Raw genomic sequence first — 22719 nt, forward strand, 5'->3', positions numbered from 1 at the left:
GAAGGGCTTGCCCGGCGAATTCGCGCTGGTCTGGGCGCGCGGATGTGCAAATATCCCTGGCCAGGCAACATTGGAGGACAAAGGTCATGGCCGATGCTGGGATGTTGCGGTTCCATGTTCCGGAGCCGGAAGTGCGGCCGGGCGGCACGCCAGACTTTTCCAACGTGACCATCGCCGCGGCCGGCTCGGTGCCGCGTCCTGACATCGATGTCGATCCGCGCACCATCCGCGACATGGCCTTTTCGATCATCCGCGTGCTGAACCGCAATGGCGAAGCGGTCGGACCCTGGGCCGGGCTGCTCTCCAGTGAGGAATTGCTGGAAGGCCTGCGCCACATGATGACGCTGCGGACCTTCGACGCCCGCATGCAGATGGCGCAGCGCCAGGGCAAGACCTCGTTCTACATGCAGCATCTCGGTGAAGAGGCGGTGAGCTGCGCCTTCCGCAAGGCGCTGGCGCCCGGCGACATGAATTTCCCGACCTATCGGCAGGCCGGGCTGCTCATCGCCGACGGCTATCCGATGGTCACGATGATGAACCAGATCTATTCCAACGAGGCCGATCCGCTGAAAGGCCGGCAGCTGCCGATCATGTATTCATCCAAGGAGCACGGCTTCTTCTCGATTTCCGGCAACCTGGCGACGCAGTATATCCAGGCGGTCGGCTGGGCGATGGCCTCGGCCATATCGAACGATTCGAGGATCGCCGCCGGCTGGATCGGCGACGGCTCGACGGCGGAATCCGACTTCCATTCGGCGCTGGTGTTCGCCTCCACCTACAAGGCGCCGGTCGTGCTCAATGTCGTCAACAACCAGTGGGCGATCTCCACCTTCCAGGGCATCGCGCGCGGCGGCTCCGGCACATTCGCGGCCCGGGGCCTCGGCTTCGGCATCCCTTCGCTGCGCGTCGACGGTAATGATTATCTCGCCGTCCATGCCGTGGCCAAATGGGCTGCGGAGCGAGCGCGTGCCAATCTCGGGCCGACGCTGGTCGAATATGTCACCTACCGCGCCGGCGCGCATTCCAGCTCGGACGATCCTTCGGCCTACCGGCCGAAAACCGAATCCGACGCCTGGCCGCTCGGCGATCCAATCGTGCGGCTTAAGAACCATCTGGTGGGGCTCGGCGTCTGGTCGGACGAGCGGCACGCGCAGGCCGAGGCGGAAATCCTCGACACGGTGATCACGGCGCAGAAGGAGGCGGAAAGCCACGGCACGCTGCATGCCGGCGGCAAGCCGTCGACACGCGACATGTTCGAGGGCCTCTATGCCGAGATGCCGCCGCATCTCAGGCGCCAGCGCCAGCAGGCGGGAGTCTGAGCCATGCCGAGACGGACCATGATCGAGGCCATTCGGGATGCCATGGACGTCTCGATGGAGCGCGACGACAAGGTCGTCGTGTACGGCGAGGATGTCGGTTTCTTCGGCGGCGTCTTCCGCTGCACGCAGGGCCTGCAGGCCAAATACGGCAAAAGCCGCTGCTTCGACGCGCCGATCAGCGAATCCGGCATTGTCGGCTCGGCCATCGGCATGGCCGCGTATGGGCTGAAACCCTGCGTGGAAATTCAGTTTGCCGACTACATGTATCCCGCCTACGACCAGCTGACGCAGGAAGCCGCAAGGCTGCGCTACCGCTCGAACGGGGATTTCACCTGCCCGATCGTCGTGCGCATGCCGACCGGCGGCGGCATTTTTGGCGGCCAGACGCACAGCCAGAGCCCGGAAGCCCTGTTCACCCATGTGTCCGGCCTGAAGACGGTGGTGCCGTCCAACCCGCATGACGCCAAGGGGCTGCTGATCGCCGCGATCGAGGACCCCGATCCGGTGATCTTCCTCGAGCCCAAGCGTCTCTACAACGGTCCGTTCGACGGCCATCACGACCGGCCGGTGACGCCGTGGTCGAAGCATGAGCTCGGCGAGGTCGCCGACGGCCACTACACGGTGCCGCTCGGCAAGGCGGCGATCCGCAGGGCGGGCTCGGCGGTTACAGTGCTCGCCTACGGCACCATGGTCTATGTCGCGCAGGCAGCGGCCGAGGAGACCGGCATCGATGCCGAGATCATCGATTTGAGGACGCTGCTGCCGCTCGACCTCGACACGATCGTCGCTTCGGTCAAAAAGACCGGGCGCTGCGTCATCGTGCATGAGGCGACGCTGACGTCCGGCTTCGGCGCCGAACTGTCGGCGCTGGTGCAGGAAAACTGCTTCTACCATCTGGAGGCGCCGGTGGCGCGGGTTGCCGGCTGGGACACGCCCTATCCGCATGCGCAGGAGTGGGACTATTTTCCCGGTCCGGCGCGGGTGGGTCTTGCGCTCATCGAAACGTTGGAAGCCTAGAGGGGGCCTGAGATGGGCGAACACATCATCAAGCTGCCCGATGTCGGCGAAGGCGTCGCCGAGGCCGAGCTGGTCGAATGGCACGTCAAGGTCGGCGACATCGTGCGCGAGGACACCGTGCTCGCCGCCGTCATGACCGACAAGGCGACGGTCGAGATTCCTTCACCCGTCGATGGCGAGATCCTGTGGCTGGGCGCCGAGATCGGCGACACGGTGGCGATCGGCTCGCCCATCGTGCGGTTGAAAGTGGCGGGCGAGGGGAATGTTGTGGGTGGTGCGACGCCGGCAAAAGTTACGGCTGAGAGTACCCCCACCCCTAACCCCTCCCCACAAGGGGGAGGGGGACGCGCAACGGTTTCCAAGGTTGGAGCAAAGCCCACCTCGTCGTCATCATCCAAGGGAATCGAAGGCGTGGGAGCGGCTGAAACAGAATCCCCCTCCCCCTTGTGGGGAGGGGCTAGGGGTGGGGGTACAGCGCCGGCATCTCGCGTTGCCGCGCCCGGTGGCGCACCGCGTCCGGAAGGCGAAAAGCCGCTGGCGTCGCCGGCTGTCCGCCTGCGCGCAAAAGAGGCCGGCATCGATCTGAGGCAGGTCGCCGGAAGCGGACCGGCCGGCCGCATCGGCCATGAGGACATCGAGGCGTTCCTGGCGCGCGGGCCGCAGGTCGCCAAGGCATTGGGCCTTGCCCGCAACGATGCGGTCGAAGACATCAAGGTGGTGGGCTTGCGGCGCAAGATCGCCGAGAAGATGACGCTGTCCAAGTCGCGCATCCCGCACATCACCTATGTCGAGGAGATCGACGTCACCGCGCTGGAGGAGCTGCGTGCTGCGCTCAACAAGGAAAAGCGGGCCGCCAAGGGAGGTGGAGAGAGGCCGAAGCTGACGCTGCTGCCATTCCTGATGCGGGCGATGGTCAAGGCGATCTCGGACCAGCCCAACTTGAATTCGCTGTTCGACGACGAGGCCGGCATCATCCACCAGCATGGCGGCATCCATATCGGCATCGCCGCGCAGACGCCTTCGGGGCTGGTGGTGCCGGTCGTCAAGCATGCCGAGGCGCGCGACATCTGGGACTGCGGCGCCGAGGTCAACAGGCTTGCCGAGGCGGCCAAATCCGGCACCGCGACCCGCGACGAGCTGTCGGGCTCGACCATCACCATCACCTCGCTCGGCGCGATGGGCGGCGTGGCGACGACGCCGGTCATCAACCATCCGGAAGTGGCGATCATCGGCGTCAACAAGATGATGGTGCGGCCGGTGTGGGACGGCACGCAGTTCATCCCGCGCAAGATGATGAACCTGTCATCGAGCTTCGACCACCGCGTCATAGACGGCTGGGATGCGGCCGTCTTCATCCAGCGCATCAAGACGCTGCTGGAAACGCCGGCGCTGATCTTTGTGGATTGAGGGTGAAAGATGGAGATGTCGGCGAGACAGCGTCCCTCTGCCCTGTCGGGCTGGTTTTCTTCTTACAATGTTGAAAATTAGCGAAAGCAATGGAGCGCGTAATCTCCCCCCTCGAGGGGGAGATGGCCGGCAGGCCAGAGGGGGTCGGTACAACTGGACGCGACCGCCTTGCGCGACAGAGGAAGGCTGGCGCTCTACGCGCGGCGACCCCCTCTGTCGCCTTCGGCGACATCTCCCCCTCAAGTGGGGAGATTACGCGCTTCAAGGGCGGCGCGAACGATCGCCACCCAACATTATCTGCCTTCCAGCACCATTGTGAACCAGGGTGTCGCCATGAAAGAAATCTCCTGCAAGCTGCTCGTCATCGGGGCTGGGCCCGGGGGCTATATCTCAGCCATCCGTGCCGGGCAGCTCGGCGTCGATACGGTGATCGTCGAGGTAGGCAAGCCTGGCGGCACCTGCCTCAATGTCGGCTGCATTCCGTCCAAGGCGCTGATCCACGCGGCGGAAGAGTTCGAGACTGTGGCGCACATGGCCGGCGGCAAGAGCCCGCTCGGTATCTCGGTTGCCGCTCCCGTGCTCGACCTTGGCAAAACCGTCGCCTGGAAGGACGGCATTGTCAGCCGGCTCAATAGCGGCGTCGCTGGCCTGCTCAAGAAGGCGGGGGTGAAGACCGTGCACGGCTGGGCAACGTTCCGGGACGGCAAGAGCGTCGAGGTCGAGACGGAGACGGGAAGCCAAGTGATCCGTGCCGAGGCGATCGTCATTGCAACGGGCTCGGCGCCGCTCGAATTGCCGTTCCTGCCTTTCGGCGGGTCGGTCATTTCATCCACCGAAGCGCTGGCGCTGAGCGAGGTGCCGAAGAAGCTTGCCGTCGTCGGTGGCGGCTATATCGGGCTGGAACTCGGCATGGCCTTCGCCAAGATGGGTGCCGAGGTGACCGTGGTCGAGGCCTTGCCGCGCGTCCTGGCGCAGTATGATGCGGAGCTGACCCGGCCTGTGGTCAAGCGGCTCTCCGCACTTGGCATCGAGGTGATGCTGGGCGCCAAGGCCAAAGGCCTGTCGACCAGAGGTGACGCGCTGCTGGTCGAGACATCGGACGGCAAGAGTGGCAAGGTCGCCGCGACCAAGATCCTGGTGACGGTCGGGCGCAAGCCAGTGACCGAAGGCTGGGGGCTCGACCAGATCGACCTCGACATGGTGGGCAAGTTCATCAAGATCGACGATCAGTGCCGTACCTCGATGCGCGGCATCTTCGCCATTGGCGACGTCACCGGCGAGCCGATGCTGGCGCACCGGGCGATGGCGCAGGGCGAAATGGTCGCCGAGATCGTTGCCGGCCACAAGCGCGGCTGGGACAAGCGCTCTATCCCCGCCGTCTGCTTCACCGATCCCGAGCTGGTGACGGCCGGGCTTTCGCCGGAGGAGGCGAAGGCGCTCGGCGGCGAGATCAAGATCGGCATGTTCCCCTTCGCCGCCAATGGCCGCGCGATGACCAAGCACGGCGAAGACGGGTTCGTGAGGGTCGTTGCCCGCGCTGACAACCATCTGGTGCTCGGCATCCAGGCGGTCGGGCAGGGCGTGTCGGAGCTGTCGACGGCCTTTGGGCTGGCGCTGGAGATGGGCGCGCGGCTGGAGGATATCGCGGGAACGATCCATGCCCATCCGACGCAAGGCGAGGGGTTCCAGGAAGCGGCGCTGAAGGCGCTCGGGCACGCGCTGCATGTTTGAGTTGCTTCACCCTCCCCCTTGTGGGGAGGGTCGATCCGCGAAGCGGATCGGGGTGGGGGTCCTCACCGGCCGTCGGCGCTTACCCCCACCCCGTCTCGCAATCTCCGCTTCGCTCCGATCGCGAGCCGACCCTCCCCACAAGGGGGAGGGTGAAGATGGCGCGCCTCCTCAGCTCGCGAGCCGGCTTACCATCTCGTGCTGCGCGTAGGCGCGGCCGAAGCGGTTGGCGAGGAAGGCGTCGAGCGCGATGTCTTCCTGCTTGATAAAGCCGGTCGCCGGCAGGCTGCCGTCGGCGAGCATGTCGAGCACGGCACAGATGCCGGAGGCGGTGGTGATCTGGATGGCGCTGCGCATCACGCTGCCGACCCGCTTCGAATAGATCTTGTTGGCGTAGGTCTCCTGCAGCAGGCGGCCGTTCTTGCGGCCCGAGACGGTGACGAAGACGATGACCACGTCCTGCAGCGTCGCCGGCAGGGCGCTCTCGAAGATATCCTTCAGCACGTCGCGGCGGTGGCGCAGGCCGAGGTCGTTGAGCAGCGCCTTCATGATCGCGGCGTGGCCGGGATAGCGGATGGTGCGGTAGTTCAGCGTGCGCACCTTGCCCTTCAGCGTCTCGGCCAAAGTTCCGAGCCCGCCCGATGTGTTGAACGCCTCATAGGTGACGCCGTCGAGCGAGAACTCCTCGCGCTCCTCCAGCGGCGGCACCTCGATCAATTCGCCCTCGACGATCGCCTCGCAAGGCTCACAATATTCGTTGATGACGCCGTCGGTGCTCCAGGTCAGATTGTAGTTCAGCGCGTTGGACGGGTATTGCGGCAGCGCGCCGACGCGCATGCGCACGCTTTCCAGCGTGTCGAAACGGCCAGCGAGATCGTTGGCGACGATCGAGATGAAGCCCGGCGCCAGCCCGCATTGCGGGATGAAGGCGCTCTTGCCCGAACGCGCCAGTTCCTTGACCCGCCTGGTGCTGACGACGTCCTCGGTCAAGTCGAGATAGTGCACGCCGGCGCTGGCCGCGGCCTCGGCGATGCGTGTCGTCAGATGGAAGGGGGCGGCGCTCAGCACCGCGAACTTGCCGGCCAGGGCTGCTTCGAGGGTGCCTGGCGCGGCGATGTCGAGTTCGAGCGTCTCGACGCCATCAGGCACTTCGGCCGCGGCGAGCTGCGCCGCCGAGCGGTCGACGAGGGTGACATGGTAGTCACCCGTCGCGGCGAGCATCTCGGCAATGGTCGAACCGATCTTGCCGGCGCCGACTACAACAATTTTCTTCATGACTGATCCCTCGCACCAAAGCTGATTGTGGGGAGAGAATCGCAGCTTGCCTGTCGAAAGGAAGCGCGGAATCTGGCAGAGTGAAACCTATCTTTAGTCGATTTGCCGAAGGGATTCGTCGAAATGCTCAGTGAAGCCGAACAGGCCCTGCTTTCCCTCCTGCGCGCCAACGCGCGCGCTTCGACCGCCGAACTGGCGCGGCAGCTTGGCGTGTCACGCACAACGGTGCAGAGCCGGATCGAGCGGCTGGAGCAGCGCGGCATCATCACCGGCTACGGCGTCAGGCTGGCGCCCGACTATGAGCAGGGGCTGGTCAGGGCGCATGTGCTGCTCACGGTGACGCCGAAGCTTGCCGACAGAGTGGTGCGGGCCCTGCAGGCGCTGCCGCCGGTCAGGACGCTGCATTCGGTCAGCGGCAATTTCGACATGATCGTCGTCGTCGACGCGCCGTCGATCCGCGACCTCGACGCGCTGCTCGACCAGATCGGCGCCATGGACGGGGTCGAGCGGACCTCGTCGTCGATCATCCTGTCGACAAGGATAGATCGGTGAGTGGCTGATGTCGCTTTGCGAGGAATGCCGGCAGGACAGCAAAGCTGCCGATCTCCCCCCTGTTTGGACCGGGGACATCGCGCTCTTGTCCTCGAATGGCATCCCGAACCTCCCAGCGCAAAGCGCGCCAAACTGTTCGCGATGTCCTCGCACACCTGTTCGCGATGTCCCCGGTCCAAACACCCCCTTGCGGGGGAGATGGCCGGCAGGCCAGAGGGGGGTGTGAAGGAACGCCAGCCTCGCCCAGTTTGCTCCGATGCGATCGGCATAGATCGACAGTTCAGCGGGACAGCACCCCCTCTGCCTTGCCAGGCATCTCCCCCGCAAGGGGGGAGATCGGCTAATTTCGGCTTTCGCCAGCTAATTTGACGCCTGGGGAAAGCTCACCACCACGTCGAGGCCGGGGCGGCAGTTCTCGAGGGTAATGGACGCCCCGTGCAGGTCTGCAATGGCCCGCACAAGGCTGAGCCCGAGACCGCTGCCTGGCGTCGAGCGGCTGTGGTCCAGGCGGTAGAGCCGCTGGAAGACCTTCTCGCGCTCGTCGGCGGGAATGCCGGGTCCATTGTCGGCGACGTGGGCCAGGATGCGCTCGCCCTGGCGTGTCACCGACAGTTTGACCGCCGTGCCGGGCGGGCAATGGCGCAGCGCATTCTCGACCAGATTGGCGAACATCTGCGTCAAAAGTTCCGGATCACCATGGATGGGTTCGGCGGCTTGATGAAGCCCGGCCGATGACAGCGACTTGCCGTCATCCTCGGCCACGTCGGCATAGATCTCGGCGATGGTTTGCAGGATCTCGCCGAGGTCGACATCGGTGAATCGTGCCTTGCGCGCGCCGGCTTCGATCTGCGCTATCCGCAAGAGCGCATCGAAGGTCTCGTTGATCTGATAGCCTTCGGCGCGCGCATCGGCCAGATCGCCGGACACGTCCCGATGCCGCGCGGCCTTGTCGGCGGCGCCTTCCAGGATCATCTGCAGCCGGTTGAGCGGTGTCTTCAAATCGTGCGCGATGTCGGCGCTGACCTGCTTCATGCCTTCGACCAGGCCCGACAGCCGGTCGAGCGCCGCGTTGATCTGGCTGGAGACGATGTCGATATCGTCGCCCTTGCCGGTCAGCGGAATGCGGGTGTCGAGCCGGCCATGCGAGACGTCGACCATGGTGGCGGCGATGCCGTCGAGACGGCGCTGGACGCGCGAGGCGAGCAGGGCGCCGCCAGTGACCGCCAGCCCGGTGATGATCAGGGTTGCCCAGCCGAAGCTCATCAGCATGATCGTTTCCAGCTCCTCGGTCTCGGAAAGGCTGAAGGCGACCGTCAGGGTGTTGCCGCCGATCGCGCCGGAATAGGCGCGATATTCCGTGTCCGGCGGCAGGCCGGGCAACACGGCGTCGAAGGCAGAGAAGCCGTCGGGAAGCCCCGCGGCTGTGAAGTTGCCGGCCAGACGGTTGCCGGCCGCGTCGGTCAGCGAAAACAGCTGTTCCTTCTTCAGGCTGCGTGCGGAGTGACTTTCGACGGTCTCCACCAGCTCCTTGAGATCCTTGTCGGCATAGGTCGCGGCGATGACCGAATAGGTCTCCCGGATGGTGTCGTCGAGCTGCTCGGCGAGATCGGCGCTCATCATCTGGTAGACGATGGCGCCCGACAGGATGAAGGCCAGCATGAACAGGAAGGCGAAGGTCAGGGCGAGCCGGAACGGCGTGCTGCGCGGCAGACGGGCCCATGTTCCGGTCATGGCGCAAGCGGTGCGTGCAGGCTGTAGCCGGTGTTGCGGACGGTTTGGATGAGCTGGGTTTCGAACGGCCTGTCGATCTTGGCGCGCAGCCGACTGATATGGGTCTCGACGACGCTGGTCTTGGGGTCGAAATGAAAGTCCCAGACGCGCTCAAGAAGCATGGTGCGGGTGATCACCCGGCCCTCGCCGCGCATCAGCACCTCGAGCAGGCTGAACTCGCGTGGCTGCAGGTCGATCGGCCGGCCCTGCCTGACGACGCGCCGCATGATGAGGTCCATTTCGAGGTCGCCAACCCGCAGAACCGTCTTCTGCTCCTGCGCCGCCGGCCGGCGGCCGAGCGCGTTGATGCGGGCAAGCAGCTCGGAAAAGGCGAAAGGCTTGACCAGATAGTCGTCGCCGCCGGCTTCCAGCCCCTCGACGCGGTCGTCGATGCCGCCGATGGAGGTGAGGAAGATCGCCGGCGTGCGCACGCCCGCCGCGCGGATCGCCTTGACCATCGACAGGCCGTCGAGACCGGGGATCATCCGGTCGGCGACGATCACGTCATAGCCGCCGCTGGTCGCGGCGAAAAGCGCGTCATGGCCGTTGCGCAGGAGGTCGCAGACATGGCCGGCCTCGGTCAGCCCCCTGACGATGTAGTCCGCCGTCCTGTGGTCGTCCTCGACAAGAAGAAGTCGCATCGCTGTTCCGGTTGATCGCCGATATCGGGGAGAGGCTATCACCGGCATGGGTCCGTTCCTAGGATGGTCACGGCGAGGGGCGGTTCAGCCAATCGCCAACGCCGAAAGTCAATCCGATTCGAGCAGGATCTCGTCGGCCTCGTCGGCGGTTTTCTTCAGCGTCATGTAGAGAACCAGCGCAATGATGCAGCCGAGGAAGATCAGGCTGGTGAAGGTTGTGCCGAAGCCGAGGCCGCCATATTCGGCCGGCTGCGACAGCAGATCGCCGAAGGAGGCGCCAAGCGGCCGCGTCAGGATGTAGGCGAGCCAGAAGGCCAGGATCGCATCCAGATGGATGAGATAATAGGCGAGGGCAATGAGCGCGATGACGCCGCCGAACAGCAGGCCAGTGGCCAGATAGCCGGTGTCGATGCTCTCGGCGACAAGATCACCGGCGGCGGTGCCGAGCGAGAAGGTGACGAGGATCGCCAGCCAGTAGAAGATCTCGCGCCTGGTCGTGAAGATGGTGTGGATCGAAAGCGTCCTCTCGCTCGCGTACCAGACCGCGAATGTCGCCGCGAGCACCACGCTGAAGGCAATCGTCGTGGTCTGCAGGCGCACGCCGAAATTGTCGACGAGGTTGTCGGTGATCAGCGTGCCGACCACGCTGATCAGCACCACCGCCAGCCAGTAGGCCCAGGGCACGTAGCGTTTCTGCGCGAACTGCAGGACAAGGGCGATGACCATGACGCCGGTCATGACAAGTGAGGTGACGGTCAGCCCGAGTCCAAGATTGACGGCGAGATAGTCGGCCGCCGTCTCGCCCATGGTCACCGCCATCAGTTTGATCAGCCAGAAATCGAGGGTGACGTCGGGGACCCTGTTCTGGCTCGGTGCGGCGGGGTGGAGCATGGCTGAAATCCCGAGGTCGATGTTTGCCGGGCGGAAGCGATCGGCATTCGAACGATAGGCAAGCGAGTTCACGCCAGCCTGTCCGCCGGCATACAATTTCGTAAGAATGGGTGCCGGTCATCCAAAGGGCCTTTACGAAAGCCGCGTGGTGCGCTGATAGAAGGCCACTGCCTTGTAACCGCCATCAATGGCGTGCCCCAGTGCTCCAGGGCCTGTCAGCGCCCCAGGAAAACCCGAATGACCTATGCTTCCCTCAAGCCCGTTTCAGAGGCCTTCGTCCAGCGCAAGCGGCTGATCTTCGTGCGGGTGGCGGCGGTGCTGGCGGTGCTGCTGCTGTTTGTCACCAAGCCGGCGTTGAGCGAAGGTTCGAACGGGCACGAGGCGCTGGAATTCTTCGGCTTCTGCATGGTGCTCGTCTGCGTCGCCGGACGGCTCTGGAGCATCCTCTATGTCGGCGGCAAGAAGAACGAGGAGCTGGTTTCGATGGGACCGTTCTCGATGAGCCAGAACCCGCTCTATTTCTTCTCGACGGTCGGCGCGGTCGGGATCGGATTGCTCTACGGCTCGCTGGTGGCGGCCGCAGCACTTGGCGTGGCCAGCTTCTTCATCTTCCGCGTCACCGCGCGCAAGGAAGCCGAATATCTCCTGGGCAAGTTCGGCCCGGCCTATACCGCCTATATCAAGGCGACCCCCCGGTTCTGGCCGAATCCGCTGCTCTACCGCGACAATGACGAGCTGCAGTTCTCGACGCGCGCGCTGAAGCGCACCTTCTATGACGGGCTCTATTTCCTCGCCATCTTCCCGGCCATCGAGCTGATCGAGTATCTCAGACACACCGGTCTGCTGTTCCCGGCCTTCATCACGCTCTACTGATCACGGTGGCGCGGCCTGTCTCCGCGGCAGCTTCAGCTGCCCAGCGGATAGGGCATGTAGCCGACGAAGCCCGCAATCTTCCAGTTGCCGGCGACCTTCCTGCAGAAATACAGCGTTTGCCATTTCAGCCGGTCGACGCTGCCGTCCGCCTTGGCGACGGTGCCGTCGAACTTCTTGTGCAGCACGGCGCGGTCGCCGTCGACATCGATGTCGCGCAGGTTGGTGACGCGAAACAGCGCCTCGCGCAGCGGTTCGGCGAATTTGGTCGCGGCCGTCTCCCTGGCCTGGCGCAGCCACTCGTCGCGATAGATCTCCAGCCTGGGGAATTGCAGCCGCCAGGCATCGGCATTGGGCAGGAAATGCGCATGCATGCCGAAGAAGCTTTCGGCCACGAAATCATTCTCGACCATCGACCAGTCCTGGCTGATGAAGGCGTCGATGTCGCGCCGCACCAGCATGTCCCACAGCGCGTGACGGTCGGCATCGCCTGCTGGAAACGGGTTCTTGTCGAAGGTCATGCTCGGTTCTCCGGTCTCGCAAAGGCATCTCTCCGTCGCGGCTTGGACGCCGTCCGGCAGGCGCGCACGATGCAAGCGCTTCTGTAATAAAGCAACATGGATTTCGAAGAATGTTGCTTTCCAACAAGGGCCCTATCGGGATCGCCGCGATCGCGGTAAATCTGCGCCGAAGCGGGCGCACGCCTTGGCGTCCTGCCGCATGATCAGAGGAGGTCATTCCCTTGCCCAAGCAGACCTTTGGAACATCGCATGTGCCGCTGTCGCCCGCCGTGCGGGCCGGCGATTTCGTCTATGTCTCGGGCCAGGTTCCGGTCGGCGGCGACGGCATCGTGGTCAAGGGCGGCATCACGGAACAGACCGAGCAGGTGCTGGCCAATGTGAAGGCCGCGCTGGCGTTGGCGGGCTGCACCCTGGACGATGTGGTGAAGACCACCGTCTGGCTGGAGGACGCGCGCGACTTCGGCGCCTTCAACGCGGTTTATGCCCGGCATTTCCCTAGAAATCCGCCGGCCCGCACCACGGTCGAATCGCGGCTGATGATCGATATCAAGATCGAAGTCGAGGCGGTCGCCTACAGGCCGGCCTAGACTTAGCGAAGCAGAGGTTCCCCCATGCAATTCGACCTCCTGCTGAAGGGCGGACGGCTGATCGATCCGGCGGCCGGGCTCGACGCACCGCGCGATGTTGCCATCGCCAATGGCCGGGTCGCGGCTGTCGACGCCGACATTCCCGTGAACAGTGCCGCGCAGGTGATCGACACGACAGGCTGCATCGTCGCGCCCGGGCTGGTCGACCTGCACAGCCACGTCTATTGGGGCGGCACCTCGCTCGGCGTCGATGCCGACCGGCTGGCGGCCAAGAGCGGCACCACCACCTTCATCGATGCGGGAAGTGCCGGCGCCGGCAATTTCCTCGGCTTCCGCCGCCATGTCATGGAGCGCTCGAAGGTGCGCATCCTGGCCTATGTCAACATTTCCTTTGCCGGCATCTTCGGCTTCTCGCAGACGGTGTCGGTCGGCGAATGCAGCGATCTCAGGCTCTGCGAGCCGCGCGAAGTGGTTGCGGCTGTGCGCGAGCACGCCGATGTCGTGGTCGGCGTGAAAGTCCGCTCCGGCAAACATGCCGGCGGCACCAGCGGCATCGCGCCGGTCGATCTCGCGCTGGAGGCCGCCGACAAAGCAGGCCTGCCGCTGATGGCGCATATTGACGAGCCGCCGCCCGGCCGCTCGGAAGTGCTGCCGCGCCTGCGCAAAGGCGACATCCTCACCCACTGCTTCCGGCCGTTCCCCAACGCGCCGGTCTTCGCCTCCGGCGCTGTGCGGCCCGACATGCGGCTGGCGCGCGAGCGCGGCGTCATCTTCGATCTCGGCCATGGCATGGGTTCGTTCGATTTCGACGTCGCCCGTGCGATGCTCGCCGAGGGGCTGGCGCCCGATGTCATTTCGAGCGACGTGCATCTCTACTGCGTCGATGGGCCGGCCTTCGACATACTGGTGTGCATGTCGAAGCTTTTGGCGCTCGGTATGCCCTTGGTCGAGGTTTTGCGCGCGGCGACGCAAGCGCCGGCCCACGCGATCGCACGGCCGGACCTCGGCACACTGGCGGTCGGCACCGCCGGCGACGTCGCCGTGCTTCGTCAGCGGTCGGGCCGCTTCACCTTGGTCGACGCGGTCGGCGCCTCGCTGGTCGCCGACCAGCGGCTGGTCTCGGAGGGCATCGTCATCGCCGGCACCTGGTGGCCGAACGAGGCGGTGGACGACCTTGGCGAGACCGAACGCTTCGAGCCGCATGCCGCGCATACGCATGTCGAGGTTGCAGCCCGGCACTTCGGGCATCGACATAATTAGCCGATCTCCCCCTCGAGGGGGAGATGGCCGGCAGGCCAAAGGGGGTCGGTCCGACCGGGTGCCAACCTTCATCTGCTGCAAGGAGGTCGCATCCAGTCGCACCGACCCCCTCTGTCGCCTTCGGCGACATCTCCCGCTCGAGGGGGGAGATTCTACCGCCCAGAATTGCCAGGCAGCCCATAAACCGGAGCGGCTATGCCGGTCCCACCACGTTGAGGAAGCTCTCGGCCGTCATTGCCGTCAGAAGCTCGATGCGTTCGCCGATCAAGTCGTCGCTCCAGTTCCACCATTCCAATGCCTGCAGGCGCTCGATGACTTCGGGCGCGAATCTGTAGCGGATGACGCGGGCAGGGTTGCCGACCGCGACGGCGTAGGGAGGAATGTCCTTGGTGACGATACTGCCGGCGCCGATAGCGGCACCGTCACCGATCGTAACACCGCTAAGGATGACACAGCGAGCTCCAAGCCATACGTCATTGCCCACGGTGATTGGCCCCTTGCCGTGGGGTTCGGCGATTTCAAGAAGCTTTCGGCTTATCCGGTGAATCGGAAAGGTGGTTGCGGTGTCGATGCGGTGCTCGGCCGCGCAGACGAAGAGGACATCCGGCCCAACAGAACAGAACGACCCTATTCGCACCGGCACGTTTTCATGCGGAGAAAAGAACGATCTTTTGTTGAGCCCATAGGTATGACGGCCAATCGCGACCCCCGGCAGTGGTGGCAAGGGATTCTTCTTCAATCCCAGTTTTATGCGAAGCCCTCTAAGCAGCCCCATCCGCTTCCTCCCCCGAAATGCCAGGCAATATGCCGGGCCTCTCCATTGCGTCTGAAGACTCCGGTTCGATCTCCGGCTGGCCAGTGACATCAGCTCTCTTCAGGTGCGGCGTCAAGAATTGCTCGGCTTCCCGTAAACGGGCGTCGCAATGCCCTCCATCCGAGCCTTGATCTGCAGCGCCACATATTTCGAATAGAAGCGCGATAGCGCCAGGTTGCCGCCATGGAACCACAGCGCTTCCTGCGCCGTCGGCTTCCACATGTTGCGCAGTTCGCCTTGCCAGGGGCCGGGGTCGCCCTTGACGCCGGAGCCGAGGCCCCAGCAGGGACCGACCTTGTCGGCGACCTCGCGCGAGACGAGTGCCGCGACATTCTCGTTCATCGATTGATAGCCGGTGCAGGCGATGATGGCATCCACCTCGAGCTCGGTGCCGTCCTCGAACAGGACGCCCTTCGCTGTCAGCGACTTGATGGCGACGCCGCTGCGGATGCCGATCTTGCCGTCGATGATCAGGTCCGAGGCGCCGACATCGATGTAATAGCCCGAGCCGGTGCGGTAGGCCTTCATCAGAAGCCCCGTCTCGTCGTCGCCGAAATCGATGGCGAAGCCCGCGGCGCTGAGGCGGTCATAGAAGCCGGCATCGCGTGCCTTGATCACTTCGTAGAGCGCGCTCTGGCCCTTGGGCACAAGCGCGAAGGGCATCGAGGCGACGATCATGTCGGCCTTCTCGGTGGTGATGCCGCGCGCCAGCGCGCTCTCCGAAAAGATTTCGAAGCCGACTTCCATCAGCGTGTCCGACTTGACCACGGTCGTTGGCGAGCGCTGGATCATGGTGACGTCGGCGCCGCTTTCCCACAGGTCGACGCAGACATCATGCCCGGAGCTGGCCGCGCCGATGACGGCGACCTTTTTGCCGCGGAATTTCTCGCCGCTGGCATACTGGCTGGAATGCAGCAATTCGCCCTTGAACCGGTCGGCGCCGGCGAGGTCGATCGGCCGCGGCGGGCCATAGGCGCCGGTGGCGAAGACGACGTGCTTCGGCTTCAGCGTGATCTGCCGCCCGACGCGATCGACCACCACGGTCCAGACCTTCTCGGTCTCGTCATAGGAAGCGCTGAGGCACTTGGTGGCGACCCAGTAGTTGAGCTCCATGACGCGCGTGTACATCTCCAGCCAGTCGCCCATCTTGTCCTTGGGCGTGAAGACCGGCCAGTTCTCCGGGAAGGGAATATAGGGCAGATGGTCGTACCAGACCGGATCATGCAGCACGAGCGTGCGGTAGCGGTTGCGCCAGGAATCGCCGGGCCTCGCATTCTTCTCGATGACGATCGAGGGCACGCCGAGCTGCCTGAGCCGCGCGCCCAGCATGATGCCGCCCTGGCCGCCGCCGATGACCAGGCAATAGGGCTGTTCCGAAGCGCCGAGATCGCGCGTTTCGCGCGCCCGCGCTTCCGACCAGGTCTCGCGTTCAGGGTCGGCCTTGTGGCGCACGCCGAGCGGCCGTGCCGCGCCCTTGCGCTCCTCAAAGCCCTTGAGGTCGGTCATCGCCGTGAACAGTGTGTGGCAACGGCCGTCGCGCAGGCGCATGATGCCTTGTCCCGAAGCCGACGCGGTCTCGAATGTGAACCAGGCTTCGATGGTGCCCTCGTCCGAGGTCGCCTCGCCGGTGAGCTGCCATGCGGCGGGCTTGGTCGAAGCCAGCGTTGCGTTGAGCATGTCGACGATGGCTTCGCGGCCTTCCATCGTGGTCACGTTCCAGGTGAAGGCCAGAAGGTCGCGCCAATAGCAGTCGTCGACGAACAGATTGCCCGCCGCCGCGATGTCACCGGCCTCGAGCGCCTGCGCGAAGGAGCCGAGCCATGCGGCCGCCTGTTTCGTCGGTGCCATTTCGAGCATTCTTTGCCTCTTTCTACAAAACCGCACCCCATCCAAATTGGGGATCATTAATTGTCGAACTCGGCGCAGCCCCTCATCCGCCTGCCGGCACCTTCTCCCCGTATAGAGACGGGGAGAAGGGACTAATCCCCGAGCGGTTCCATCTCCTTGCCGGTGCGGTGGATCTGGGCGTTGTACTTGATGCGGCGCACCGTTTCGCGCGCCGAGCCGTCGAGCTTGTAGGCCGAGGCCACGGCCAGAAGGTCGATCGCGGCCAGGAAGGCATAGCGCGAGGCCGTCGGCTTCAGCGTGTCGGGATATTCGGGCACCGCCACCGTCAGCCTGACATCGCAGGCACGCGCGAGTTCGGTGTCGGGCGCGGTCACGGCGATCGCGTTGGCGCGGTAGTGCTTGGCGAGTTCGACGGCCTCGATCACTTCGCGCGTGCGTCCCGTCGCCGAAATGGCAATCACCAGGTCGCCGGGCTTCAGCGTCGAGGCGGTCATGCGCATCAGATAGGGGTCGCACTGGGCGCTGACCGTGATGCCGTAGCGAAACAGCCGGTACTGGGTTTCCTGCGCCAGCGCCGAGGAACTGCCGCCGAGGCCGAAGACCGTGACCTGGCGCGCCTTGGCGATGAGTTCGGCGGCCTTCTGCAACTGTGCCGGATCGAGCTGGCGTTCGGCCTCCTGCAAAGCCCGGCGCGCCTCGCCGAACACGGCGTTCCAGAACGGCATGCCATTGTCGTTGCTGACGGCCGGCGACTTGGCCAGATAGAGCGCGCCGACGACCAGGCTCTGCGCCAGCTTGAGCTTGAAATCGCGCACGCCCTCGCAGCCGATGGCGCGGCAGAACCGGGTCACCGTCGGCTCGCTCACTCCGGCACGCTGGGCAAGTGCTGCATTGGAGGCGTCGACGGCGTATTTGACGTCATCGAGCACGACATCGGCGACGCGGCGTTCGGCCGGGCGTAATTCCGCGTAGGAATCCTTGACCAGCGAAATGATGTCGGGAATGCGCCGGACAGGACCGTCCTGGTCGTGGCTGGGCTCTTCCTGGCTGTCAGCTTTGGTCATGAAGTCGGCCTTCCCTGCCCTTTCGACCTGACCTCTTATCATGTTTGCACACTGTCGTTCCATGCGTCCGGCCACGGTGCAACCGTTGCGTGCCGCAAGGCATGCCGGTGTGGCTTTTCCTGAGTATGTAGGAAAGCAACACACATTTCAAGGCAGACAAGACTAAGTGAAATCAAATTGTTAGCTCCCAGCGGTAGTTTTGATGATACGGTTACCACCGCGAGCGCTTGACAGCAAAGTAGGATAGTTACAGACTGATTTCTGGCAGTCCGATGACCATTGGATCATGACGCAATCTCCGAGGGGCGGATGAACGCGGGCGAAGCAACAACGCCGAAGCTTGGCGTGCAGGCAGCGACCAAGATCTATCGCACGGCGTCAGGCGACCTGCTGGCGCTGGACCGCTGCAGTCTCGAGGTCAGGACCAATGAAATCGTTTCGATCGTCGGCCCGTCCGGCTGCGGCAAGACCACGCTTTTGTGGTCGATGTCGGGGCTGCACAGCCTGACCAGCGGCGAGATCCGGCTCGACGGCATCAAGATCGCCGGCCCGCATCCCGATATCGGCATCGTCTTCCAGGAAGCGAACCTCCTGCCCTGGCGCAATCTCGACGCCAACATCCGCTTTCCCTTCGAGATCAAGGGTGAGAAGCCGGACCGCGCCTGGATCGCGCATCTGCTCAACCGGGTCGGGCTCGACGGCTTCGGCGGCAAGTTTCCACGCGAACTCTCGGGCGGCATGCAGCAGCGCGCGGCGATCGTACGGGCGCTGGCGCTGAAGCCCTCGGTGCTTTTGATGGACGAGCCGTTCGGCGCGCTCGACAGTTTTACCCGCGAGGAGATGAACCGGCTGGTCGAGGAGATCTGGCTCGACACCAAGACGACCATCGTCTTCATCACCCACAGCATCGAGGAAGCGATTTTCCTGTCAGACCGGGTGGTGGTGCTGAGCGCCCGGCCGGGCATGGTTGCCAGGGAATACCGTGTGCCGTTCGCGCGTCCGCGCTCGCTGGAGATCATGGCGACCAAGGAGGTCTTCGACCTCACCAACCGGATCAAGCTGGACATTGTCGGCGAGCGCGTCCGGCCGAAGGCGTCTGAACAGCAGCGCACCAGCGCCGAGATCGTGAGGATCAGGCCGTGAGCGACGCCATCCCGGAATTCTCCAAATCCAAGTCTGGCGCCAAGTCGGCTGATGGCCACGACGTCAGCCTGACCAATCTGTCGGCCTTCGCCAGCGGCCCCGGCATCAAGTCGGGCAAGGAGGTGGCGGCGATCATCGCTGTCGCCGTGATCATCATCGGCGGCATCGAGCTGGCTTTGCGGCTGTTTCACGTGCCGCTCTACATCATGCCGCCGCCAAGCTCGATCGCCTACGCGCTGTTCGACGAGTTCCCGCTGATCGCGCCGCATCTCGGCTACACGCTGGTCGAGCTGGTGTCGGGGTTCGCCATCGGCGCCGTCGTCGGCCTGGTGCTGGCCGCCGTCATCACCCAGTTCCCGTTCGCGGAAAAGATCGTCGCGCCCTACATATTGCTGCTCGTCACCACGCCGATGCTGGCGCTGGTGCCGCTTTTGATCCTGCGCTTCGGCTTCGGCTACACGCCGCGCATCATCGCGGTGGCGCTGGCCGCCGGACCGATGGTGATGATCAACGCCGCCACCGGCTTTCGCCGCGTCGACAGCGCCAAGATTGCGCTGGCGCGTTCCTATGGCGCCAGCACGCTGCAGATCTTTTGGAAGATCCGCGCGCCGATGGCGCTGCCGATGATCCTGGTCGGGCTGATGATCGGCGCCATCTTCGGCCTGCTGACAGCCGTCGGCGCTGAAATGGTGGGTGGCGGCTTCGGGCTCGGCAACCGGCTGACCACCTATTCGTCGATGATCCAGATGCCGCAATTCTTCGCGGTGGTGCTGATCCTGTCGACGCTCGGCATCCTGATCTACGTGCTGTTCTTCCTCATCGGCAAGAAATGGGCGAGCTGGGAGGCATAAGAACAGAGGGCAAGCGCCCGGGAGGCGGGCGGCAGAGACTGACAATCAACAAAAAGGGGAATGTCATGACCAAAGACCATTCGATCAGCCCGGCAGGCATCAGCCGCCGCACTTTCCTGCAAGTCACCGGCGCCGGGCTGGTGACGGCAACCGCGCTCGGCGCCACAGGGCTCAAGGCGAGGGCCGAGGCCTATGGCAAATTCACCTGGATCTCGCCGCGCGGCACGCTCGAAGTGCTCGACGACTATCCCTATTGGGCGGCCAAGAAAGCCGGCTATTTCGACGGGCTGGACACCGACATGCAGCCGGGCCCGTCGGACGGCACGGCGACAGTGAAGTTCGTCGATGTCGGCCAGGCCGATATGGGCTTTCCCTCACCCGGCGTGTTCTCCTTCGCGATCCAGAACGGCATGAAGCTGAAGTCGGTGTTCCATATGGGCGCCCGCGACACGTTCAGCATCGCCTTCCGCAAGGGCGAGGGATCGAACGATCTGAAGAAGCTCGAAGGCAAGACCATCCTGCTCGGCTCCGCCGCCTGGCAGTCGATCACCGATCCGCTGCTCGCCGCGCAAGGCGTCGACATCAAGAAGGTCAAGTATGTCGAGGCCGGCTGGCCGACCTGGGGCACGGCGCTCGCCGGCGGCCAGGGCGACGCGGCTTTGTCATGGGAGGGGCTCCGCGCCGAATGGATCGCCAAGGGCCTCGACTTCGAATACTGGCTCGGCGTGAAGAATTCGAAACTGCCGGCCAACACTTTCGTCGTGCGCGCCGCCGATCTCGAGGATGCCGACAAGAAGGCGTTCCTGGAAAAGTACCTGCGCGGCTGGGCGATGGGCCTCGAATTCGGCTACCAGAACCCACGCGCGGCGGTCGAAGCGGTGTTCGAGCAGTTCCCGACGCTGGCCAAGAATCTCGGGCCGGAGCTCGGCACCACCTCGATCCTGCAGCAGATCAACGTCTTCCGCGGCGACATGGACAAGCGCGGCGGCTGGGGTTCGCATGACATGGCGAGCTGGCAGGGGTTCTTCGACGAGATCCACAAGATCGGCCAGATCACCAATCCGGTGAAGGCCGAGGACGTCTGCACCAATGAGCTGATCCCGGCCGCCAACAGTTTCGACAAGGCCAAGGTCAAGGCCGATGCCGACGGCGTCAAACTGTCGGAAGGCTTTGCCGCGCTCGATGTCGAGAAGATCAAGGCGCATCTGTTCGATTCGGCGGTGAAGTGAGGCTGCGCAATGGTAGAGGTCAGCGCCGCCCCTCACCTGCCTGCCGGCATCCTCTCCCCGTATGGTGACGGGGAGAGGGGCGCTGTCTTTGACGATTTCGCCAATCACAAACATTGCAAGGGTGGCGTTGGCGTTGCGGCAGTCCCTTTCTCCCCGTCACTATACTGGGAGAAATGTCCGGCAGGACAATGAGGGGCAGCGCCAAGCTGAGGTGATTGCCCGGCTAAACATCCGCGCGGCGGCAACAGCGTCGCTCACGATTCAATGAAGATTTGGGAGGCTGATATGGCCGACAAGGTAAAAGTGCTGGTGGTGGGACTCGGTAATATGGGGGCGTCGCATGCCAGCGCCTATCACCGCTCCGACGGTTTTCAGATCGTCGCCATCATGAGCCGCTCGATCAAAAGCAACACCAAAATACCGGCCGAGCTTGCCGGCTATCCGCTCTACGAGGACTTCGACCTGGCGCTGAAGGAAACCAAGCCTGATGCGGTCTCGATCAACAGCTGGCCGAACACGCATGCCGAATATGCGCTGAAGGCGATCGCGGCCAATTGCCATGTGTTCATGGAAAAGCCGCTCGCTACCAACATCGAGGATGCCGAGAAGGTTGTGGCCGCCGCGCGAGCGAAGAACCGCAAGCTGGTGCTCGGCTATATCCTGCGCGTGCATCCGTCATGGATCAAATTCATCGAGGTCGGCAAGACGCTCGGCAAGCCGCTGGTGATGCGGCTCAACCTCAACCAGCAGAGCAGCGGCAGCGCCTGGCACTGGCACAAGAACCTGATCGATTCGCTGATCCCGATCGTCGATTGCGGCGTGCACTATGTCGATGTCATGTGCCAGCTGACCGGCGCCAAACCGGTGCGGGTGCATGGCATCGGCGCCAAGCTGTGGGCGGAGGCCGACAAGCAGAATTACGGCCATCTGCATGTCACCTTCGATGACGGCTCGGTCGGCTGGTACGAGGCCGGCTGGGGCCCGATGATGAGCGAGACGGCCTATTTCGTGAAGGACGTGGTCGGGCCCAAGGGCGCGGTGTCGATCGTCGCCGGCCAGACGGCGAGCGCCGCGGCCGAGGCGGCGGAGATCTCGAACTCGGCCGACATCGACCGCCACACCAAGACGGACGCGCTGAAAATCCATTATGCCGCGGTCGACGGTGACAAGAATTTCTCGAAGCCCGACGAGATCGTCAGCATGGAGGACGAGCCCGGCCACCAGGAACTGTGCGATCGCGAGCAGGCCTTCTTCCTGCGCGCCATCCGCGAGGACCTCGATCTGACCGAGCAGATGGATGCCGCGGTCAACAGCCTGCGCATCGTGCTCGCCGCCGAACAGAGCATCGAACTGGGACGGACCGTCGAGCTGGCCTGACCGGCTGCTGCGCTGGAGGAGGCGCCGGTATCGCAGAGCATCGGCAGGATGAGAGTCTATAGGCACGTCGTCGGCGATCTCTTGGACTACGATCTTTTCATCACGCCTACGCCGACGCAGCTGCCGCGCCCGTTCGGCTATTACGACATGTCGGATACGGACATCGACCGCTACAACGCCAAATGGACCGATGCCGTCTTTGCGTTTCCCTTCAACATTTCGGGCCAGCCGGCGATCTCGCTGCCGCTCGGCTGGTCGAAGGCCGGCGTGCCGATCGGCGTGCAGCTGGTCGGCCGCTATGGCGACGAAGCGATCGTGCTGGCCGCGTCGGCGCAGCTGGAGCAGGAGATGCCGTGGAAGGAGAGGCGGCCGGCGGTGAGTGGGTAGTTGGCGGGAGGGTCGGGCGAAGAAGGCCAATATTCGCCGTCGCACTCTACGGCGCCCCCCTCTGTCCTGCCGGACATCTCCCCCACGGGTGGGGAGATTGGCAGTTTCGGCGCCGGCTCGTCTTCTTGCAACGCTGAAAATTAGCGAAAGCGCTCACAACAACCAATC

21 protein-coding genes are annotated in these 22719 nt (G+C 64.3%); 13 read left to right on the plus strand and 8 right to left on the minus strand.

The genetic code is table 11. The annotated features are described in order from the left end of the window. Positions 1-86 precede the first annotated feature (86 nt). From JT360_RS21555 to lpdA, 4 genes are all read left to right on the plus strand, one after another. Complete coding sequence (locus tag JT360_RS21555) at positions 87-1319, plus strand: 3-methyl-2-oxobutanoate dehydrogenase (2-methylpropanoyl-transferring) subunit alpha (RefSeq protein WP_214473845.1); 1233 nt, start codon at positions 87-89, stop codon at positions 1317-1319. A 3-nt stretch (positions 1320-1322) separates the two neighbouring features. Beyond that, on the plus strand, positions 1323-2336 hold the full coding sequence (locus JT360_RS21560) for an alpha-ketoacid dehydrogenase subunit beta (RefSeq protein WP_214473847.1): 1014 nt from the start codon (positions 1323-1325) through the stop codon (positions 2334-2336). A gap of 12 nt (positions 2337-2348) precedes the next feature. Then, positions 2349-3743 (plus strand): dihydrolipoamide acetyltransferase family protein, encoded by a 1395-nt coding sequence (locus JT360_RS21565; protein ID WP_214473849.1) that lies wholly within the window; start codon positions 2349-2351, stop codon positions 3741-3743. Between the two features lie 333 nt (positions 3744-4076). Next, positions 4077-5474, plus strand: a complete 1398-nt coding sequence (gene lpdA, locus JT360_RS21570) for a dihydrolipoyl dehydrogenase (protein ID WP_214473850.1) — start codon at positions 4077-4079, stop codon at positions 5472-5474. A gap of 168 nt (positions 5475-5642) precedes the next feature. On the opposite strand, the gene JT360_RS21575 is transcribed toward lpdA, so the two are convergent. Then, positions 5643-6746: a saccharopine dehydrogenase family protein gene (locus JT360_RS21575; RefSeq protein WP_214473852.1), complete on the minus strand. Its 1104-nt coding sequence runs from the start codon at positions 6744-6746 to the stop codon at positions 5643-5645. Between the two features lie 123 nt (positions 6747-6869). On the opposite strand from JT360_RS21575, the gene JT360_RS21580 reads away from it, so the two are divergent. Then, positions 6870-7298: an Lrp/AsnC family transcriptional regulator gene (locus JT360_RS21580; RefSeq protein ID WP_214473854.1), complete on the plus strand. Its 429-nt coding sequence runs from the start codon at positions 6870-6872 to the stop codon at positions 7296-7298. Positions 7299-7658: 360 nt separating this feature from the next. On the opposite strand, the gene JT360_RS21585 is transcribed toward JT360_RS21580, so the two are convergent. From JT360_RS21585 to JT360_RS21595, 3 genes are all read right to left on the minus strand, one after another. After that, the gene (locus JT360_RS21585; protein WP_214473855.1) at positions 7659-9029 is read right to left on the minus strand and encodes a sensor histidine kinase; all 1371 of its coding nucleotides are present in this window, start codon (positions 9027-9029) and stop codon (positions 7659-7661) included. After that, a complete protein-coding gene (locus tag JT360_RS21590) occupies positions 9026-9709 on the minus strand; it encodes a winged helix-turn-helix domain-containing protein (protein ID WP_214473856.1) in 684 nt (227 codons plus the stop codon). The genes JT360_RS21585 and JT360_RS21590 overlap by 4 nt, the downstream gene beginning before the upstream one ends. 108 nt (positions 9710-9817) lie before the next feature. After that, entirely contained in the window at positions 9818-10600 is a 783-nt protein-coding gene (locus tag JT360_RS21595; protein ID WP_214473971.1) for a COG4705 family protein, read from the minus strand. Positions 10601-10837: 237 nt separating this feature from the next. Between JT360_RS21595 and JT360_RS21600 the strand changes: the two genes are divergently transcribed. Next, a complete protein-coding gene (locus JT360_RS21600) occupies positions 10838-11473 on the plus strand; it encodes a methyltransferase family protein (RefSeq protein ID WP_214473857.1) in 636 nt (211 codons plus the stop codon). Between the two features lie 32 nt (positions 11474-11505). Here the strand turns inward: JT360_RS21600 and JT360_RS21605 are convergent, their stop codons facing one another. Then, positions 11506-11991 carry a hypothetical protein gene (locus JT360_RS21605; RefSeq protein ID WP_214473858.1) on the minus strand — a complete coding sequence of 162 codons (486 nt, stop codon included), beginning with the start codon at positions 11989-11991 and terminating at the stop codon, positions 11506-11508. 221 nt (positions 11992-12212) lie between these two features. Between JT360_RS21605 and JT360_RS21610 the strand changes: the two genes are divergently transcribed. After that, entirely contained in the window at positions 12213-12578 is a 366-nt protein-coding gene (locus tag JT360_RS21610) for a RidA family protein (protein WP_214473859.1), read from the plus strand. 24 nt (positions 12579-12602) lie between these two features. After that, positions 12603-13838, plus strand: a complete 1236-nt coding sequence (locus JT360_RS21615; protein WP_214473861.1) for an amidohydrolase/deacetylase family metallohydrolase — start codon at positions 12603-12605, stop codon at positions 13836-13838. Positions 13839-14031: 193 nt separating this feature from the next. On the opposite strand, the gene JT360_RS21620 is transcribed toward JT360_RS21615, so the two are convergent. From JT360_RS21620 to JT360_RS21630, 3 genes are all read right to left on the minus strand, one after another. Beyond that, positions 14032-14613, minus strand: coding sequence for a CatB-related O-acetyltransferase (locus JT360_RS21620; RefSeq protein ID WP_214473862.1), 582 nt, complete (start codon positions 14611-14613; stop codon positions 14032-14034). A gap of 111 nt (positions 14614-14724) precedes the next feature. Continuing rightward, complete coding sequence (locus tag JT360_RS21625; protein ID WP_214473864.1) at positions 14725-16509, minus strand: NAD(P)/FAD-dependent oxidoreductase; 1785 nt, start codon at positions 16507-16509, stop codon at positions 14725-14727. Between the two features lie 122 nt (positions 16510-16631). Further along, positions 16632-17564, minus strand: a complete 933-nt coding sequence (locus tag JT360_RS21630; RefSeq protein WP_214473865.1) for a MurR/RpiR family transcriptional regulator — start codon at positions 17562-17564, stop codon at positions 16632-16634. 309 nt (positions 17565-17873) lie between these two features. Here JT360_RS21630 and JT360_RS21635 point away from each other — a divergent pair, with 309 nt between their 5' ends. The 5 genes from JT360_RS21635 (at position 17874) to JT360_RS21655 (ending at position 22551) form a co-directional block, all read left to right on the plus strand. Next, positions 17874-18707 (plus strand): ABC transporter ATP-binding protein, encoded by an 834-nt coding sequence (locus JT360_RS21635; protein WP_214473866.1) that lies wholly within the window; start codon positions 17874-17876, stop codon positions 18705-18707. After that, entirely contained in the window at positions 18704-19558 is an 855-nt protein-coding gene (locus tag JT360_RS21640) for an ABC transporter permease (protein WP_214473870.1), read from the plus strand. The genes JT360_RS21635 and JT360_RS21640 overlap by 4 nt, the downstream gene beginning before the upstream one ends. Positions 19559-19623: 65 nt before the next feature. Continuing rightward, entirely contained in the window at positions 19624-20787 is a 1164-nt protein-coding gene (locus JT360_RS21645) for an ABC transporter substrate-binding protein (protein WP_214473871.1), read from the plus strand. A gap of 285 nt (positions 20788-21072) precedes the next feature. Further along, positions 21073-22164 (plus strand): Gfo/Idh/MocA family protein, encoded by a 1092-nt coding sequence (locus tag JT360_RS21650; protein WP_214473873.1) that lies wholly within the window; start codon positions 21073-21075, stop codon positions 22162-22164. A gap of 48 nt (positions 22165-22212) precedes the next feature. Beyond that, positions 22213-22551 carry an amidase family protein gene (locus JT360_RS21655; RefSeq protein ID WP_502845482.1) on the plus strand — a complete coding sequence of 113 codons (339 nt, stop codon included), beginning with the start codon at positions 22213-22215 and terminating at the stop codon, positions 22549-22551. Positions 22552-22719: the final 168 nt, after the last annotated feature.

Source organism: Mesorhizobium sp. dw_380 (assembly GCF_018588885.1).
Lineage (GTDB): Bacteria > Pseudomonadota > Alphaproteobacteria > Rhizobiales > Rhizobiaceae > Mesorhizobium.